General features: G+C 34.7%; 17 protein-coding genes. 5 read left to right on the plus strand and 12 right to left on the minus strand.

The genetic code is table 11. The annotated features are described in order from the left end of the window. Positions 1-51: 51 nt before the first annotated feature. From ACP7BT_RS04090 to ACP7BT_RS04100, 3 genes are read left to right on the plus strand one after another with little or no spacing between them, the layout of a single operon-like run. On the plus strand, positions 52-627 hold the full coding sequence (locus ACP7BT_RS04090) for an ECF transporter S component (protein ID WP_194375920.1): 576 nt from the start codon (positions 52-54) through the stop codon (positions 625-627). Between the two features lie 12 nt (positions 628-639). Continuing rightward, positions 640-2,052, plus strand: a complete 1,413-nt coding sequence (locus ACP7BT_RS04095; RefSeq protein ID WP_181876287.1) for an ABC transporter ATP-binding protein — start codon at positions 640-642, stop codon at positions 2,050-2,052. Further along, a complete protein-coding gene (locus tag ACP7BT_RS04100) occupies positions 2,045-2,851 on the plus strand; it encodes an energy-coupling factor transporter transmembrane component T family protein (RefSeq protein WP_115347454.1) in 807 nt (268 codons plus the stop codon). The genes ACP7BT_RS04095 and ACP7BT_RS04100 overlap by 8 nt, the downstream gene beginning before the upstream one ends. A gap of 91 nt (positions 2,852-2,942) precedes the next feature. Here ACP7BT_RS04100 and purD read toward each other — a convergent pair whose 3' ends face one another. From purD to purE, 11 genes are read right to left on the minus strand one after another with little or no spacing between them, the layout of a single operon-like run. Further along, positions 2,943-4,187 carry a phosphoribosylamine--glycine ligase gene (gene purD, locus ACP7BT_RS04105; protein ID WP_115353004.1) on the minus strand — a complete coding sequence of 415 codons (1,245 nt, stop codon included), beginning with the start codon at positions 4,185-4,187 and terminating at the stop codon, positions 2,943-2,945. Between the two features lie 24 nt (positions 4,188-4,211). Beyond that, the gene (gene purH / locus ACP7BT_RS04110) at positions 4,212-5,690 is read right to left on the minus strand and encodes a bifunctional phosphoribosylaminoimidazolecarboxamide formyltransferase/IMP cyclohydrolase (RefSeq protein WP_041079049.1); all 1,479 of its coding nucleotides are present in this window, start codon (positions 5,688-5,690) and stop codon (positions 4,212-4,214) included. A gap of 15 nt (positions 5,691-5,705) precedes the next feature. Next, positions 5,706-6,272, minus strand: coding sequence for a phosphoribosylglycinamide formyltransferase (gene purN, locus ACP7BT_RS04115; RefSeq protein WP_011303433.1), 567 nt, complete (start codon positions 6,270-6,272; stop codon positions 5,706-5,708). A gap of 2 nt (positions 6,273-6,274) precedes the next feature. Next, positions 6,275-7,303 carry a phosphoribosylformylglycinamidine cyclo-ligase gene (gene purM / locus ACP7BT_RS04120; protein ID WP_041079047.1) on the minus strand — a complete coding sequence of 343 codons (1,029 nt, stop codon included), beginning with the start codon at positions 7,301-7,303 and terminating at the stop codon, positions 6,275-6,277. Further along, positions 7,296-8,783 carry an amidophosphoribosyltransferase gene (purF, locus tag ACP7BT_RS04125; RefSeq protein WP_041079046.1) on the minus strand — a complete coding sequence of 496 codons (1,488 nt, stop codon included), beginning with the start codon at positions 8,781-8,783 and terminating at the stop codon, positions 7,296-7,298. The genes purM and purF overlap by 8 nt, the downstream gene beginning before the upstream one ends. Then, entirely contained in the window at positions 8,762-10,951 is a 2,190-nt protein-coding gene (purL, locus tag ACP7BT_RS04130) for a phosphoribosylformylglycinamidine synthase subunit PurL (protein ID WP_041079045.1), read from the minus strand. The genes purF and purL overlap by 22 nt, the downstream gene beginning before the upstream one ends. After that, positions 10,944-11,615: a phosphoribosylformylglycinamidine synthase subunit PurQ gene (gene purQ, locus ACP7BT_RS04135; protein WP_011303437.1), complete on the minus strand. Its 672-nt coding sequence runs from the start codon at positions 11,613-11,615 to the stop codon at positions 10,944-10,946. The genes purL and purQ overlap by 8 nt, the downstream gene beginning before the upstream one ends. Continuing rightward, the gene (gene purS, locus ACP7BT_RS04140; RefSeq protein WP_002483703.1) at positions 11,615-11,875 is read right to left on the minus strand and encodes a phosphoribosylformylglycinamidine synthase subunit PurS; all 261 of its coding nucleotides are present in this window, start codon (positions 11,873-11,875) and stop codon (positions 11,615-11,617) included. The genes purQ and purS overlap by 1 nt, the downstream gene beginning before the upstream one ends. Before the next feature lie 2 nt (positions 11,876-11,877). Continuing rightward, positions 11,878-12,579: a phosphoribosylaminoimidazolesuccinocarboxamide synthase gene (gene purC / locus ACP7BT_RS04145; protein WP_041079043.1), complete on the minus strand. Its 702-nt coding sequence runs from the start codon at positions 12,577-12,579 to the stop codon at positions 11,878-11,880. Positions 12,580-12,583: 4 nt separating this feature from the next. After that, a complete protein-coding gene (purK, locus tag ACP7BT_RS04150; RefSeq protein ID WP_041079041.1) occupies positions 12,584-13,711 on the minus strand; it encodes a 5-(carboxyamino)imidazole ribonucleotide synthase in 1,128 nt (375 codons plus the stop codon). Continuing rightward, a complete protein-coding gene (gene purE, locus ACP7BT_RS04155; protein WP_037538847.1) occupies positions 13,698-14,180 on the minus strand; it encodes a 5-(carboxyamino)imidazole ribonucleotide mutase in 483 nt (160 codons plus the stop codon). Before purE ends, purK begins: the two co-directional genes overlap by 14 nt. A gap of 204 nt (positions 14,181-14,384) precedes the next feature. Between purE and folD the strand changes: the two genes are divergently transcribed. Next, positions 14,385-15,242 carry a bifunctional methylenetetrahydrofolate dehydrogenase/methenyltetrahydrofolate cyclohydrolase FolD gene (folD, locus tag ACP7BT_RS04160; RefSeq protein WP_011303442.1) on the plus strand — a complete coding sequence of 286 codons (858 nt, stop codon included), beginning with the start codon at positions 14,385-14,387 and terminating at the stop codon, positions 15,240-15,242. Positions 15,243-15,395: 153 nt separating this feature from the next. On the opposite strand, the gene ACP7BT_RS04165 is transcribed toward folD, so the two are convergent. Then, the gene (locus ACP7BT_RS04165) at positions 15,396-16,541 is read right to left on the minus strand and encodes a globin domain-containing protein (protein ID WP_041079039.1); all 1,146 of its coding nucleotides are present in this window, start codon (positions 16,539-16,541) and stop codon (positions 15,396-15,398) included. A gap of 245 nt (positions 16,542-16,786) precedes the next feature. Here ACP7BT_RS04165 and ACP7BT_RS04170 point away from each other — a divergent pair, with 245 nt between their 5' ends. Then, positions 16,787-17,104, plus strand: a complete 318-nt coding sequence (locus ACP7BT_RS04170) for a DUF5011 domain-containing protein (protein WP_002483709.1) — start codon at positions 16,787-16,789, stop codon at positions 17,102-17,104. Positions 17,105-17,295: the final 191 nt, after the last annotated feature.

The following is a 17,295-nucleotide window of genomic DNA, read 5'->3' on the forward strand; positions in this document are numbered from 1 at the left end:
ACGCGCAACTTTCTAGAAGGTTGTGCGTTTTTTATATTAGGAGGAACAATGATGTCAAAAGGTTTAAAACTATCCGAAATACTTGTAACTGTGCTTATCGCAGTTGTTTTCGCCATTATTTATAATGTTTGGAATTTTGTCTATAAAGCTGTACAGGTAACTGGACTTCATTTTGAAGAACTCACTTATGGTGCCTGGTTTATGGCAGCAGTCGTAGCTTATCTCATAATTCCAAAAGCCGGTATTGCTCTGCTTGCAGAATTTGCTGCAGGTGCTGGTGAAACAATTGTAATGGGTCGTTTTGATATTGCAACGATGGTCTATGCATTATTACAAGGTTTAGCTTGCGAAATTATATTTGCTATTTTTCGATATAAATCACGTTCAGCAATGGTTGCGATGCTAGCAGGATTTTTAGCTTCAGTTGCAACACTACCTTTAGATTTTGCCTATGGTTATCTAGGAGAAGTCGCGGGTTGGAATCTTGCTTTATACATCATATTTAGATTAATTAGCGGTATTATCGTTGCCGGTCTCTTATCTTATTATATTGTTAAAGCACTTGACCAAACTGGTGTAACAAAATTATTCAGACCAGCAACCCAGAATGATTATGACAATCTATAAGGAGTAATAATGTTGATAGCTACTAAAAATTTACGCTTGAAATATCCAAATGGTCAAAAAAAAATATTCGACAATTTGTCTATTCAAATAAAAGATAAAGAAAAAGTATTATTATTAGGTCCTTCTGGCTCAGGTAAAAGTACTTTATTAAACGTACTTAGTGGCATTGTGCCAAACTTGATAGATTTGCCGTTAAAATATGATGCATTAGAAGTCGATCCTTCAAGTGGTGTCATATTCCAAGATCCAGATACTCAATTTTGTATGCCTAAAGTTTATGAAGAACTTGCATTTGTACTAGAAAATCAACAAGTTCCTCGGGAAGAAATGGATCATCGTATTGAGAAAGCACTAATGACAGTTGGATTAAACGTGGACAAAAATCAATATATTAATGAATTAAGTGGCGGTATGAAACAAAAACTTGCGATTGCTGAGACAATTTTACAACAAGCAACGACACTATTTTTAGATGAACCTACCGCGATGTTAGATGTAGAGTCAACTGCTGATTTATGGCAAAAAATTCAATCATTGTGGCGAGACCAAACTGTACTTATAGTAGAACACAAAGTCGAACATATATGGCAACATGTCGATCGTGTCGTTTTAATGAATTATGATGGTGCCATCATTGCAGATGCCCCACCTTCTCAAATTTTAAATGATTATGAAGCGCTATTAACTAAATATGGTGTTTGGCATCCAAAAGCTTGGCATTCTGCACCAAAAGCACTAAATTTTTCAGATTCTGATTCATCTCATTTTAATTTCCAAATTCAAGATGCAGTTATTAAACGTGGAAAGCAGCAACTCATTAACATTCCTAAGTTAAATGTCAATGCGGGAGAATGGATATCCATTACCGGGTCCAATGGTTCAGGTAAAACTTCACTGCTCGAATCAATGATGCAATTAATTAAATATGAAGGTCAGATGTACATCAATCATCATATTTACACTAAAATTAAATCTGCAGCAAAATCTATGTATCTTGTGTATCAAAATCCCGAATTACAATTTATAACAAATTCTGTATACGACGAAATTCATATACAAAACAAAAACAAATTTAATTCAACGGATGAAGCTAAACAGCAAACTGAATCATTATTAAAAACGCTTAACTTAACATCAGTACAAATGCAACACCCTTATGAATTATCTATGGGACAAAAGCGACGCTTAAGTGTTGCCATTGCTTTAAGTGCTTCTTCTGATTTAATTTTACTTGATGAACCTACATTTGGACTTGATAGTCACAATACATTTAACCTAATTAAGCTGTTTCAACAGAGAATTAAACAAGGACAAACCATTATCATGGTTACACATGACCCAGAAATTATTGCACGTTACCCAACTCGAAGACTACATCTCGAACATCACCATTTAATAGAAAAGACAGGTGATACGTATGTTTGATATGTGGAAAAAACACCATTCCTTTATCGATGATGTAAATATCATTACTAAATTAGGGATTGCTGTTATATTATTCTTCTTTGTCATATTTGTTCATCAATTCGATTATATGTTTTATATTACGTGCTTAATGCTTGCCCTATTATTAATATTCAATGGCTTGCAATTTAAAATCACCTTAGTATTTATCACTTTTACAATAATTTTCAGTTTAGTGTCCGCATTATTCATGATTTTTTATGGTGATGGGACGCACTTACTATTCAAATTTGGGTTTATCCAAATAACAACTGAAAGTTTGTATCGTGGCTTACATTTAGCAATGCGTACAACAACGGTTTCATTTTTTGGAATCTTAATTGCTTTTACTTCACAAATCGTTCTTGTATTTTATAGTTTAATGCAACATTTAAAAGTAAAACCCAAAGTAGCATATGCCTTTATGGCGGCAATACGCATGGTGCCATTAATGTTTATGTCTTTTTTACAATTAAGAAAATCATTAAAAATACGTTATCAATTAATAAGTGCCCAAAATTATCGAGGTATAAAAAGAGTCAAGCACCTCATCATTCCGTTATTAAGTCAAAACATCAGGAAGGCACATCAGCTTTCAGTAGCAATGGAAAAAAAAGGCTTCAAAGATGGGCCTCGAACATATTATTATCATGCACCTTTCTCGTATAAAGATATTCTATTAATTATAGTTATGGGACTCATATTAATAAGTGCCTATTACTTATCACTATATTTCCCAATAACTGGAATCGACGATGTCCGTATAACAAGTATTTATTAAAAAAGTTCAACTAACTTTTCGAAATCATTTTTATCCAAAAAATAAAAGCGATGGAACAAAACCTAAACCAGTTTGTTCCATCGCTTTTTTGCTATTTTTGTTTTATCGCTTTGTCACTGATGTCAGAACGATAAAATAATGCATTACTTTGAATTTGGTCAACCGCTTCATAAGCATTAGCTTTAGCTTCACTAATGTCGCTACCTTCGCCTAAAGCGAGAATAACACGACCTCCTGAAGTTACGTAATGTTGATCAACTTTATTTAAACCACTTACAAAGTATCTTCCATCTAATGTAAACCCTGAAACGACCTCACCTTTATTATAAGTACCTGGATAGCCTTTAGACGCAAGCATAACCCCTACAACCGCATCTTTTTTCCACTTAAATTGAATCGGTTGCTTCGCCTCTAAATCTAAAATGTGTTGCATCAAATCACTTTCCATTCGAGTCAACAACACTTGCGCTTCTGGATCTCCAAACCTTGCATTAAACTCAATCACCTTAGGACCCTCTTTTGTTATAATTGCGCCTATATATAGCACACCAAAAAATGAATAGCCCTCTTTCGCCATTGCTTGTGCAATTGGCTGAGCAATTTCTTTATTTGTACGTTCTATCATACCCTTATCAATATGAGGTACCGGACAGTATGCTCCCATACCACCAGTATTAGGACCTTCATCATTGTCAAACGCACGTTTATGATCTTGCGCAATACAATCAAATGGCACAGCATAATCTTGATTAACAAATGTCATAAGTGAAAATTCCTCACCTTCAAGAAATTGTTCAAATACAACTGTGCCATTTTCTTCAGAATATAAAATTTCTATTCCTTCACGTGCTTCATCGATATTATTAGCAATAATAACACCTTTACCTGCGGCTAATCCATCTTTTTTCAGTACAATTGGAAATTCACATGTGTCAATATAGGCTAATGCATCTGTTTTGTTATTTGTTTCTTTGTAAGCTGCAGTTGGAATGTCATACTTTTCCATGAGTTGTTTTGCAAATAATTTTGAACCTTCAATTTGTGCTGCAGCTTCATTTGGACCAAATACTTTTATATTTTCTGTTTGCAATTTATCGGTTAATCCTTCGGTTAATGGCTGTTCAGGTCCAATAATTACCCATGAAACATTCTGTGTCTTAGCAAAATCTACAATTTTTTCATGATTCGCTTCATCTATATCTGTATGTACTGTCGCTATATTTTTCATAGCGTCATTGCCTGGTATCACATGAATTTCATTAATAAGTGGAGACTGTTTTAATTTAAATGCTAATACATGCTCTCTACCACCTGCACCAATTACGAGTACTTTCATAAGCTACATTTCCTCCAATATTAATTAATGTTTAAAATGTCTTACGCCTGTTGTAACCATTGCAATACCATGTTTATTTGCCATATCAATAGATTCTTGATCTTTGATAGAACCACCTGGTTGAATAATTGCTTTAATACCAGAATTTGCAGCTAATTCTACCGTGTCATCCATAGGGAAGAAACCATCTGAAACCATAGCAACGTCATCGTTTATTTCAATCGCTCTTTCAATTGCAATTTGAGCAGAACCTACTCTATTCATTTGACCTGCACCAATACCCACTGTTTGTTTTGCATTACTTAAGATAACAGCATTACTTTTAACTGATGCAACAACTTTCCATCCAAGAAGCATAGCATCCCATTGCGCTTCTGTTGGCTCAACTTCTGTAACGACTGTCATGTCTTCTCTATTTAATTTGACATTATCTTTATCTTGTACAAGATAACCTCCTGATACAGAGACAAGTTCTTGTTCACTATTATCAATTGTCATATCAGTCTCTAAAAGCCTAATATTTTTCTTTTTACCTAACACTTCTAGAGCTTCTTGTGTAAATTTTGGTGCAATAACAACTTCTAAAAAGATACCATGCAATACTTCTGCCAATGATTTTTCTACAGTTCTATTCAAAGCAACAATACCACCAAAAATAGACTGATTATCTGCATCGAAAGCATGTTTATATGCCTCATCAATTGTTTCAGCAACGCCCACGCCACATGGATTCATATGCTTAACAGCAACAGCAGCAGGTTGTTCAAATTGTTTCACCAATGATAACGCTGCATCCGCATCTTTGATATTGTTATAGCTTAATTGCTTGCCATGTAATTGTTTGGCACCTGCTAAAGTATGTTTGGCATCAGATGTTCTAACAAAATAAGCTGATTGTTGTGGATTTTCACCATAACGTAAACTTTCCTTATTATCTTTAAAATAGTCTACAATCGCTACGTCATATTCATTTGTATGTTCAAATACTTTAATCATAAGTGATTTGCGATAAGCTTCATCTAATGTGCCATTTTTCAATTTATCAATCACTTCATTATAATCAGCAGGATGTACAACGGTGATAACATGTTTGAAGTTCTTTGCTGCAGCACGCAGCATCGTTGGTCCACCGATATCAATGTTTTCAATTGCATCTTCTTCTGTCACATTAGGGTTTGCAACCGTTTCTTTAAATGGATATAAATTGACAACTACCATATCTATTAAATCAATACCTTGTGCTTGCAGTTGTTCTAAATGTTCAGGTTTATCTCTATCAGCTAAAATACCGCCGTGTACAGATGGATGTAATGTTTTAACTCTGCCATCCATAATTTCTTCAAACTCTGTCAACTCTGAAATCGACTTCACAGGTAACCCGGCATTGGCTAATTCACGCATTGTTCCGCCCGTTGAATATAATTCATAATTTTGCTCTATTAATGATTGACCAAAGGTTACAATACCTGCTTTATTAGACACACTTAATATTGCTTTCTTCATTTAAATTAGCACCTCTTATTGAATGATTTTTGATATGACTTCTGGATATAATTCATGCTCTATTGCTTTAATTCTTTCTTCAAGATCAGATTTATTATCGTCCGGATAAATATCACATTGACGTTGTTCAATAATTTCTCCCGTATCCATACCACTGTCAACATAATGTACTGTTGAACCAGTTATTGTATCGCCACTTGCTAGCGCTTGTCCTATAGCATCTTTCCCTTTATATTTTGGTAATAATGAAGGGTGAATATTTAAAATGCGTTTATCATAAGCTCTTAAAATATTTTCACCTATTAATTTCATATAGCCAGCTAGAACAATCCACTCTACTTTTTCAGACGTTAACCATTCTATAATTTTACGTTCATAATCCGCTTTAGAATCAAAATTTTTCAATTCATTAATATGAACATCTAAATGATATTTGCGCGCGCGTTCAATACAATATGCATTTACTTGATCTGTATAAAGTGAGGTTACTTCAATATTTGGTAGTTCCCCTTGTTTGATTTTAGACATAATACTTTCAAAATTACTTCCAGAACCAGAAGCAAATATAGCTATTTTGGTCAATTTTATACCCCCGTTAATTGGATTGGTTCGTTGCCTTTAACAGTTTCACCAATTTTATATGCCTTGATATTTTGACCTTTAAGTATTTCTAATGTTGATTCAACTTGGTTTTTATCAACGACTAAAGTAAAGCCAATACCCATGTTAAAAATGTTATACATTTCATCAGTTGAGATGTTTCCTTGTTCCTGTAACCAATCAAATATAGCTGGCGTAGGAAATTGCGTGACATCAATCTTGGCTGTTATCCCCTCAGGTAAGGCTCTAGGTATATTTTCATAAAAACCGCCCCCTGTAATATGGGTCATGGCATATATCTTAATAGATGATTTAACAGCTAACACGGGTTTTACATATAAACGTGTGGGTTTCAAAAAAGCATCTAAAAATGTCTGTTCTTGATTGAATGGTTCACTTAATTTAATACCTGATTGTTGTATTAATTTTCTAACTAAACTATAACCATTGGAATGTATGCCACTAGATTCAAGACCTATAATTGCTTGTCCAGGTTCAACAGATGAGCCATCAATATAGTCATCCTTTTCTACTGCACCTACTGCGAAGCCTGCTAAATCATATTCACCCTCGTGATACATTTCTCCCATTTCAGCTGTTTCTCCACCGATTAAAGCTGTATTGGTCTCTTCACAGCCATCACTTACCCCTTTGACAATTTGCTCAATGACTTCAGGAACGACTTTATTAGTTGCAATATAATCTAAAAAGTAAAGTGGTTCTGCACCTGTAGTTAAAATATCATTGACACACATTGCGACAACATCTATACCAATCGTGTCATGTTTATCGTTATCGATGGCTAATTTTAATTTTGTACCTACACCATCTGTACCTGATACAAGTAAAGGTGCTTTCATATTCAACTGTGACAAATCAAACGTAGCACCAAAGCCACCCAATCCACCAAGTACTTCTTTGCGCATTGTTCTTTGGACATGACTTGTCATTCGTTCTACCGCTTCGTACCCTGCATTAATATCGACGCCTGCTTGTTGATATGCTTTAGACATTTAAATTACCCTCTCTATCAAAGTATTGTTGATGATTTGCTAAGTATGCTTTTTGACGTTCACTTAAATGCGCTACATAATCTTGCTCATAATCATATAAACCTGCAGGATAATCACCTGTGAAACTTTCAACACAAAGTCCACTATAAGGCGCATCGCAATCAAGTCCAATAGAATCAATTAGACCTTCGACTGTTAAATAAGCCAGTGAATCTGCTCCAATATAATCACTAATCTCCTCGGGCGATTTATTTGATGAAATAAGCTCTGCCGTTGTTGAAACATCTATGCCATAAAAACTTGGAAACATAAACTCAGGAGAAGCAATGCGTACATGAACTTCCTTAGCGCCTGCGTCTTTCAACATTTGTACTATACGTTTACTCGTAGTACCTCTGACAATCGAATCATCTACTAAGACAATATTTTTATCATAGACAATATCTTTTACAGCAGATAATTTTACGCGGACGCCTTGTTCACGTAATTCTTGTGTCGGTTGAATAAATGTTCTTGCAACATATTGATTTTTAACAAGACCCATTTCATACGGCAGTCCACTCTCTTCGGCATAACCAGATGCTGCTGAAAGTGAAGAATTAGGTACACCAATAACCATGTCCGCACTTGATGCTGGACTTTCTTTCGCTAATTGTTTACCAGACTGTTTTCTAACAGCATGTACGTTTTTACCGGCAATGGTTGAATCAGGTCTAGCAAAGTAAATATACTCCATAGCTGAAATAGCCGTCGTTGTATGACGCGTATAAGATTCGACTCTGATCCCATCATCATTGATGACTACATATTCTCCAGCATGAATATCTCTTACAAATTCAGCACCTAGGACATCGATTGCACATGTTTCACTTGCAATAATATTTGAACCATTTTTCATTTTACCAACAGCTAATGGTCGAATCGCATTAGGGTCAACTGCACCATATAAAGCGTCTTTAGTTAGTACCGCAAAAGTAAATCCGCCTTTTATTTTTCTTAAACTTTCTTGAAAAGCACCTTCAAATGTAGGTGCTTTACTTCTTCGTATCAAGTGCATGATAACTTCAGTATCTGAAGAAGAGTGAAAAATAGAGCCTTGATGTTCTAAAGATTTTTTTAGACTTTGCGCATTGATAAGATTACCATTATGACAAACTGCAACACTCATATCATAAAAATGATATAAAAACGGTTGAATATTCTCTATACCTTTATTCCCGGATGTTGCGTATCTCACATGCCCAATTGCATGTTGATATGTTTTAAATGATTCCATTTGTGTATCTGATATCGCATCTGTCAATAAACCTAAACCACGTTCACCTTTAAGCACTTCACCATTTGAACAAACGATTCCAGCACCTTCTTGACCACGATGTTGCAAACTGTGTAGTCCCATATAGGTTAATTGAGCAGATTCCGGATGATTCCATATGCCAAACACGCCACATTCTTCATTTAATCCGTTGCTGTCATACATTGAGGTATAGCTCCTTCCCATAAATCATTTAAATGTTTTACATCACGCACAATTTCGCTCTGTTCATTCGTCACTTTAAATTGTTGATCATTAGTCACTTTACCAATCTCAACAGCATGATCGCAGTTTAATGATTGACCATTTTTTACGATTACAATATAACGTCCTTGTGTTTCACTAAACAGTTGCGCATTCGTAACACTTAGTTTCGCCTGTAAACCAAGTTGGTAATGTGCACTGATACGAGCTAAAGTAAGCAATAAGCCACCTTTACCTACTGTTTGCACATGTGAAGCTACCCCTTCTCGAATTGCTTGTTTTATCGATTCACCTTTACGAACTTCTTCCGATAAATCAATGGATTCAAATTCATGATTCACTTGACCATACAACAATTTCTCAATTTGACTACCACCGAAATCGTCATTTGTATCACCAACAACATATAATGTATCTCCTACAGAAGGATTAAAATGATTAAGATAACTTATGTCATCGATGAGACCAACCATACCTACTACAGGTGTTGGGAATATAGATGTTTCTCTCGTTTCGTTATATAAAGACACATTACCCGAAACGACAGGTGTGCTTAAAATCTCACATGCTTCTGCCATACCTTTTGTTGAATCTGCTAATTGTTGATATATTTCTTTCTTCTCAGGTGAGCCATAATTTAAACAATCCGTCATAGCTAAAGGCGTTGCACCTACAGAAATTAAATTTCTATACGCTTCGGCAACAACCATTTTTCCACCTTCATATGGATTGTTAAATACATAGCGGGCTTCTCCATCAATCGTTGACGCAATAGCTTTATCAGTTCCTTCAACGCGCACAACAGAGGCTTGTAATCCTGGCTTAACTATCGTATTAGCACCTACTTGTTGATCATATTGTTCGTATAAATAACGCTTCGAAGCTATAGTTGGGTGTTGTAATAATTGATCAAATACGGATTCAACATCTACACTGCTATAGTCATTTTTAATTTCATTGTATTCTGGCGACGTACCTTCAAGTACATAAACTGGCGCTTCATCAGATAAAGGTTGAACTGGAATATCGGCAAATACTTCATCTTCATAAGTTAATACGAAACGATCCGTGTCAGTTACTTCTCCAATTACTGCACTGTCTAACTCATGTTTATCAAAGAGGTCTAAGAATTTTTGTTCTGTTCCCTTTTCTACAACAAGCAACATACGTTCTTGAGTTTCAGATAACATCATTTCATACGGTGAAATACCTTGTTCTCTTGTAGGGACTTGTTCTAAACGTAAATGTAAGCCACTACCACCTTTAGCTGCCATTTCTGAGGATGATGATGTTAGTCCTGCAGCCCCCATGTCTTGGATACCAACGAGTTCATCAAATGTGATGGCTTCTAGCGTGGCTTCCATTAATTTTTTACCTACAAATGGATCACCAATTTGAACAGATGGTCGTTTGCTTTCACTATCTTCACTTAATTCTTCAGAAGCAAAAGTCGCACCATGAATACCATCGCGGCCAGTTTTCAAACCAACATAAATAACAGAGTTTCCAACGCCTTTAGCCGTCCCTTTTTGAACCATGTCGTGATCAATTATGCCTACACACATCGCATTGACGAGTGGGTTGCCATCATATCGATCATCAAACTCTATTTCTCCAGCAGTTGTAGGAATTCCTATACAGTTACCATAGCCACCTATACCTGCAACAACGCCACGTAAAAGTCGACGGTTTTGTTTTTCTGCCAATTCACCAAACCTTAGACTATTCAATAAATTAATTGGACGTGCACCAATAGAAACAATATCTCTAATAATGCCTCCCACACCAGTAGCTGCGCCTTGGTATGGTTCAACTGCAGAAGGGTGATTGTGTGACTCAACCTTAAACACAACCGCTTGGTTATCACCAATATCAACAACGCCTGCGCCTTCTCCTGGGCCCATTAAAACATGTTCACCTGAAGTTGGAAATTGTGTTAAAAAGGGTTTGGAATGTTTATAAGAACAGTGTTCACTCCACATAACTGAGAAAATACCAATCTCCGTAAAGTTAGGTTCACTACCTAAAATATCACAAACCTTTGCGTATTCTTCATCACTTAATCCCATATCCTTGTACAGTTGTTCAATTTTAATATCTTCAGAACTTGGTTCAATAAATTTAGACATTTTGTTCCCTCCAACTATTTACCATTGCTTGAAATAATTTTACGCCGCTATCTGTACCAAGAATTGGTTCAATAGCACGTTCCGGATGAGGCATCATACCACACACATTGCCCTGTTCATTGATAATACCTGCGATATCATTAAAAGAACCATTCGGATTATTGACATATTTTAATATAATTTGATTATTTGCCTCTAAACGATCATACATATCTTGAGTACAATAATAATGACCTTCACCATGGGCAACAGGATAAACTACAGTTTCATCCTCATTATATAAATTTGTGAATGCCGTATTATGATTTACCACACGCAATGATTCATTTCGACTCACGAATAAATGAGAATCATTATGTAGTAAAGCACCTGGAAGTAAACCAATTTCAGTTAGAATTTGAAACCCATTACACACACCAAGTACCGGTTTACCTTCTTTCGCAAATTGTTTTACTGCTTCTGTAATTGGTGCAACACTTGCCATTGCCCCAGAACGTAAATAATCACCAAAAGAAAAACCACCTGGTATCAGTACACCATCAAAACCGTCCAACGATGTATTTCTATAATCTACATATTCTGCTTCTACATCTGATTTCAATGCAGCATTATACATGTCTCTGTCGCAATTTGATCCTGGAAATTTCAGCACTGCAAATTTCATTATGCCTTCTCTCCTTCTTCCAATACTTTATAACTATATTCTTCAATAACAGTATTAGCAAAAAGTTTTTCACTTAACGTAATTACAACATTATGAACTGCTTCGTCAGTTGCTTCATCAACAGTCATATAGAGTACTTTACCAACTCTGATATCATTGACTTGCTTATATCCTAAATCATGTACAGCTCGATTTAATGCTTGTCCTTGTGTATCTAATACTTGTGGTTGTAATGTAATATGCAATTCAATTGTTTTCATTGTTAGAGTGCCTCCAATTTATTTAAAAAAGTTTGATATGTCTCGATAATTGATCCTGTATCTTCTCGATAAACATCTTTATCAAAATTTGTATCACTTTGTTTATCCCAAATTCGACATGTATCTGGAGAAATTTCATCAGCCAATAAAATTTCACCTTCATTTGTGCGTCCGAATTCAATTTTAAAATCGACTAATCTTAAATTCATTTTGTCCATTAAGTTCACTAATACTTCATTAATTTCTGTTGCTGCTTCTTTTAATTTTTCAATTTCACCATCATCAGCAATTTGAAGTAGTTTAATATGGTCTTCAGTGATAAGGGGGTCGTTCAAATCATCATTCTTGTAGAAAAATTCAACTAATGGTGTTTCAAATGTATGTCCTTTTTCAAAACCTAGTCTTTTTGTAATTGAGCCTGCTGCAATATTTCTAACTACAACTTCTAAAGGAATGATTTCAACCGAATTAACTAATTGTTCCGTTTCAGATATTTGCTCAATAAAATGACTATTCAAGCCTTTAGCTTTCAAATAATTAAATATACGAGAGGTAATTTGGTTATTTAAGCGCCCTTTCCCTTCAATGAAGTCTTTTTTAGCACCATTTCCAGCTGTCACTTCATCTTTATATTCAACTCGTAATACATCAGACGTTCCTGTTGAAAAAATTCTTTTAGCCTTTCCTTCATATAACAAAGACATATATTTATCTCCCTTCAAATTGTTTAAGCAACTTTTGTTCAGTTTCATTTATATCATTAGTTAACACCGTTAAATGTCCCATCTTACGATTAAATTTACGTTCGTTTTTGCCATAGATATGGACATGCCATTCAGGGTGTTCTGCGAATTGATCTTCTAATAAATCTAAATCTCTGCCTAATAAGTTCATCATAATCGCCGGTATCAATAGTGTTACTTGTTGTGGTAATTGTTGTCCTGTTATCGCCTTAATATGTGTATCAAATTGAGAATATTCGCAAGCTTCAATTGAATAATGTCCGGAATTATGTGGTCTAGGCGCAATTTCATTTACATATAATTGATTCTGTTGATCTATAAAAAATTCAACTGTAAATGTGCCTATAAAATGTATGGCTTTAATTATTTTATTTACTTCATTACGCGCTTCTTGCTCTTTATTATCTTGTACTCGCGCAGGCACGATTGTTTTAAATAGTATTTGATTTTGATGTTCATTTTCTTGTAGAGGGAAATATGTGATCTGATTGTTTGTACCGATGGTTACTGTCAAAGAAACTTCTTTACTTAAGTTTAGGTACTGTTCTGCTACACATTCTTGTGCTTGAATCAGTTGATGCGCTTCATCTAAATGAGTGGCGTCTTTAACAAGCACTTGACCTTTACCGTCATATCCACCGAAACGTGTTTTAACAATAAAAGGATATCCAATTGAATCAACCGCTTTAACTAGATCGTCATAGTCAGTTAATTGGAAGAACGGCGCTATATTACTGCCAGAATCTTGTAAAGTTTGTTTCTCCGTCAGGCGATCTTGAAGTAATTGAATCGCTTGATAGCCTTGAGGAATATTATATTTTGAAGCTAATGCTTGTAATTGATTAGCCGAGATATTTTCAAATTCGTACGTTATTACATCTGATAATGCTCCAAGTCGATCTAGTGCTATTTGGTCGTCATACGCAGCGTTGATGAACTCGTTGGCAACATACTGGCAAGGACATGATGAATCGGGATCTAACACAATCACTTTGTATCCCATTTGTTGGGCAGACTGCGCCATCATTTTGCCCAGTTGACCGCCTCCTATGATACCTATGGTTGAGCCGAATTTTAATTTACTCAAGTTCATCTTGCATATCACTCACTTTCTCAACTAAAGATTTCTCATAATTTTCCAAATTCTTTTGCACTGTTTGATTACCAATACTAAGTATTCTTGCAGCCAAGATACCCGCATTTTTAGCGCCAGCTTTACCTATTGCTGTCGTTGCTACTGGAATACCACCTGGCATTTGTACGATTGACAATAGCGAATCCATTCCTTTTAAACTTTTAGACTCAATAGGAACGCCAATTACTGGTAAAGTCGTCATTGACGCAACCATACCTGGTAAATGCGCAGCACCGCCTGCACCAGCGATAATGACATCATATCCTGCATCTCTCGCTTCTCTTGAAAATTCAAACATTAATTCAGGCGTACGATGTGCTGAAACTACTTTTTTATCATACGGAATTTCAAATTGGTCTAACATCGAACAACTTTCTTTCATTGTTTCCCAATCAGAAGAACTTCCCATAATGACTACTACTTTCAAAATGAACACCCTTTCAGAAATTTGAAATGATACTACTATTAGATGTATATTACAGATATAGCATAACAAGTAAATGATGCTTTTTCAATCAAAAATCGAACTTTAATACTTTTTTTTTGTTTAATCTACGTCTTTTGGTTGTTAATTATCCCATCATTTGTGTTAATGTTAAGTAAAGTTCAAACATTCAAGGAGGATTTTTTCATGGTCGCAAAAATTTTAGACGGGAAACAAATCGCTAAAGATTACAGACAAGGACTTAAAGATCAAGTTGAAGCTTTACAAGCTGAGGGGTATACACCAAAATTATCTGTTATTCTAGTCGGTAATGATGGTGCAAGTCAAAGTTATGTCAACTCTAAAAAGAAAGCTGCGGAAAAGATTGGAATGATTTCAGAAATTGTTCATCTCGACGAATCTACTTCTGAAGCAGACGTTTTAAACGAATTAAAACGCTTAAATGAAGATGATAGTGTGAGCGGTATATTAGTCCAAGTACCACTTCCTGATCAAGTAAGTGAACAAAAAGTATTAGAATCTATTAACCCAGCAAAAGATGTCGATGGCTTCCATCCTGAAAATATTGGTAAGCTTTATATTGATCAACAAACATTTGTACCTTGTACACCATTAGGCATCATGGAACTTTTAAATCATGCCGATATTGATTTAGAAGGAAAAGACGCTGTTGTTATCGGACGTAGTCACATTGTAGGTCAACCAGTTTCTAAATTATTACTTCAAAAAAATGCTTCCGTAACGATTCTTCATTCAAGAACTAAAGATATGAAGCGTTATTTAAAAAATGCTGACATCATTGTTAGTGCTGTGGGTCGTCCTGGATTAGTAACAAAAGAAGACGTTAAAGAAGGCGCGGTTGTAATCGATGTAGGGAATACACCTGATGAAAATGGTAAATTAAAAGGTGATATCGAATACGATGAAGTTAAAGAAGTGGCAGGTGCAATTACACCCGTACCTGGTGGCGTTGGCCCAATGACAATTACAATGGTATTAAATAACACACTTATAGCTGAAAAAATGCGTAGAGGGATTGAATAAACTCGCGAGATAAAGAATCAATTTTTTTGATATTTATATAAATAAAATGCTTTACTGCTTCATTAACAAAAAACAAGACACGTTAAGTTCAATACGACTTAACGTGTCTTGTTTTTTGTTAATTTATATTATTTCATTCAATCATATAACACTTTATACACCAACACTTAATTTAGGGATAAACGATTCGAAATGAATTTTCGTTTCATCAACTTCCATTTCTTTTAAGGTAGTGATGATAGATTGAAGGAAATTAACACCACCACAAACATAAATTTCAGTATCTTTTGTTATAAATTGATTCAAATACGATGCATCCATATAACCCATTTTATGCTTATCATAAATAATATAATCGTTATTCTCTTTACTTTCAGCTATTGCCTCTAGTTTATTTGAGAATGGTATATCTGTATCATTAATAATATTTTGAATAAATTGAATTGGCGCTTCTGACTTAGCCACTTGATTAAACATTGGAATTAAAGGTGTAACCCCGATACCGGATCCAATAAATAGCTGTGGTGACTCACTGTTGACCACGGAAAACGGACCTACTGGTGCTGATAATTGAATCGTATCGCCTTCTTTGTATTCACTATGAAGTATCGTAGACACTTCCCCTTCATGTGTTGTTGTTACATCATGTTTAACTGCAAAAGTCAGTGTTTCACTATCACCTTCTACAATTGAATAATGGCGTTTAGCACGGTATGGTAGTGACGCACTCTTCACATCGACCGTGACATATTGACCTGGTTTAAATTTACTCATGTCTATTTCATCAGATTTAACTGTAAATGCTTTGATGTCTGTAGCTACAGTTTCTATATTTTTAATTACAAATGCTTGGAAACCATCCCATGCCATTGTTTTATAAATATCTTTTTCAACTTCAATAAATACTTTAGCAATTTCTCCGTATGCTTTAGCCCAAGTGTCTAATATTGCATCATCATCCGATAATTTTAAAACATTTTGGATGGCAGCTAATAAATTTTCACCTACAATATCATAACCAGCTGGCGGCACCTGTAATGCACAATGTTTAAATGCAATTTCTTTCACAACTGGTAAAATACGTGTCAAATCATCAATATTCATCGCTGCAGCTAATACACTCTGTGCTAGCGCTGTTGATTGCAATCCTTTCTTTTGGTTTGTTTGATTAAACATATTTCTTAATTCAGGGTGTTGTGTAAACATTCTATTATAGAAAAACGATGTGATTTCTACCCCTCTTTCTTGCAATACCGGAACCGTTTCTTTAATAATCGCTTTTTCTTTTTCATTCAACATAATAAGCACTTCCATTTCTTCAAATATAGCTTTATCATTTCTACTTTATTTTATTACAAATTATAGTATTTCAAAACAAATTTGTGATAAAATTCACAAAAAGTTCATTTTACTTATTTTTAACTAAAAATTACAATTATATTTAAATAAATAAGGTATATTAGGACTATAGTATGATGTAATACACAGCGCATTACAGTATAGTATAGATAAATCAATTAAAGTCTCTTCTTGGAGGTCAATAAATGAATAAACTTATACAATCGTTATCAGCAATTGGCGTTTCTGCAACTCTTGTATCCCCAAACCTAAGTGCAGAAGCCACTGACAATTCAATTCCAGAGCTTAAAGGTACGAATGATACAATCATAGATAAAGGTGAAGAATATAATCTTTTAAATGGTGTACATGCATACGATAAAGAAGACGGCGATTTAACACATAAAATTAAAGTTGATGGTAATGTTAATATCAACCAAGCTGGAAAATACAAAATTGAGTATAAAGTGGAAGATTCAAACGGCGCATCAAGTAAATCGATACGTTATATAGAAGTTAAATAAATTAAAATTCCATACATAGCAAAAATCAAGCTAAATGATAACCTTTATCACTACTTTTTTGATAAAATCACCCTTTCGCCTTAAATATGACACTTTTCACAAAATGTACACATAATTTTAACAAATCTTTGAAAGCCCACCAGACGTTGAGTTTGTTGGGTTTCTTTTAATTTTACAATATTTTTTTTCGC

The sequence above is a fragment of the Staphylococcus sp. Y174-1 genome (genome assembly GCF_049897865.1).
GTDB lineage: Bacteria > Bacillota > Bacilli > Staphylococcales > Staphylococcaceae > Staphylococcus > Staphylococcus saprophyticus.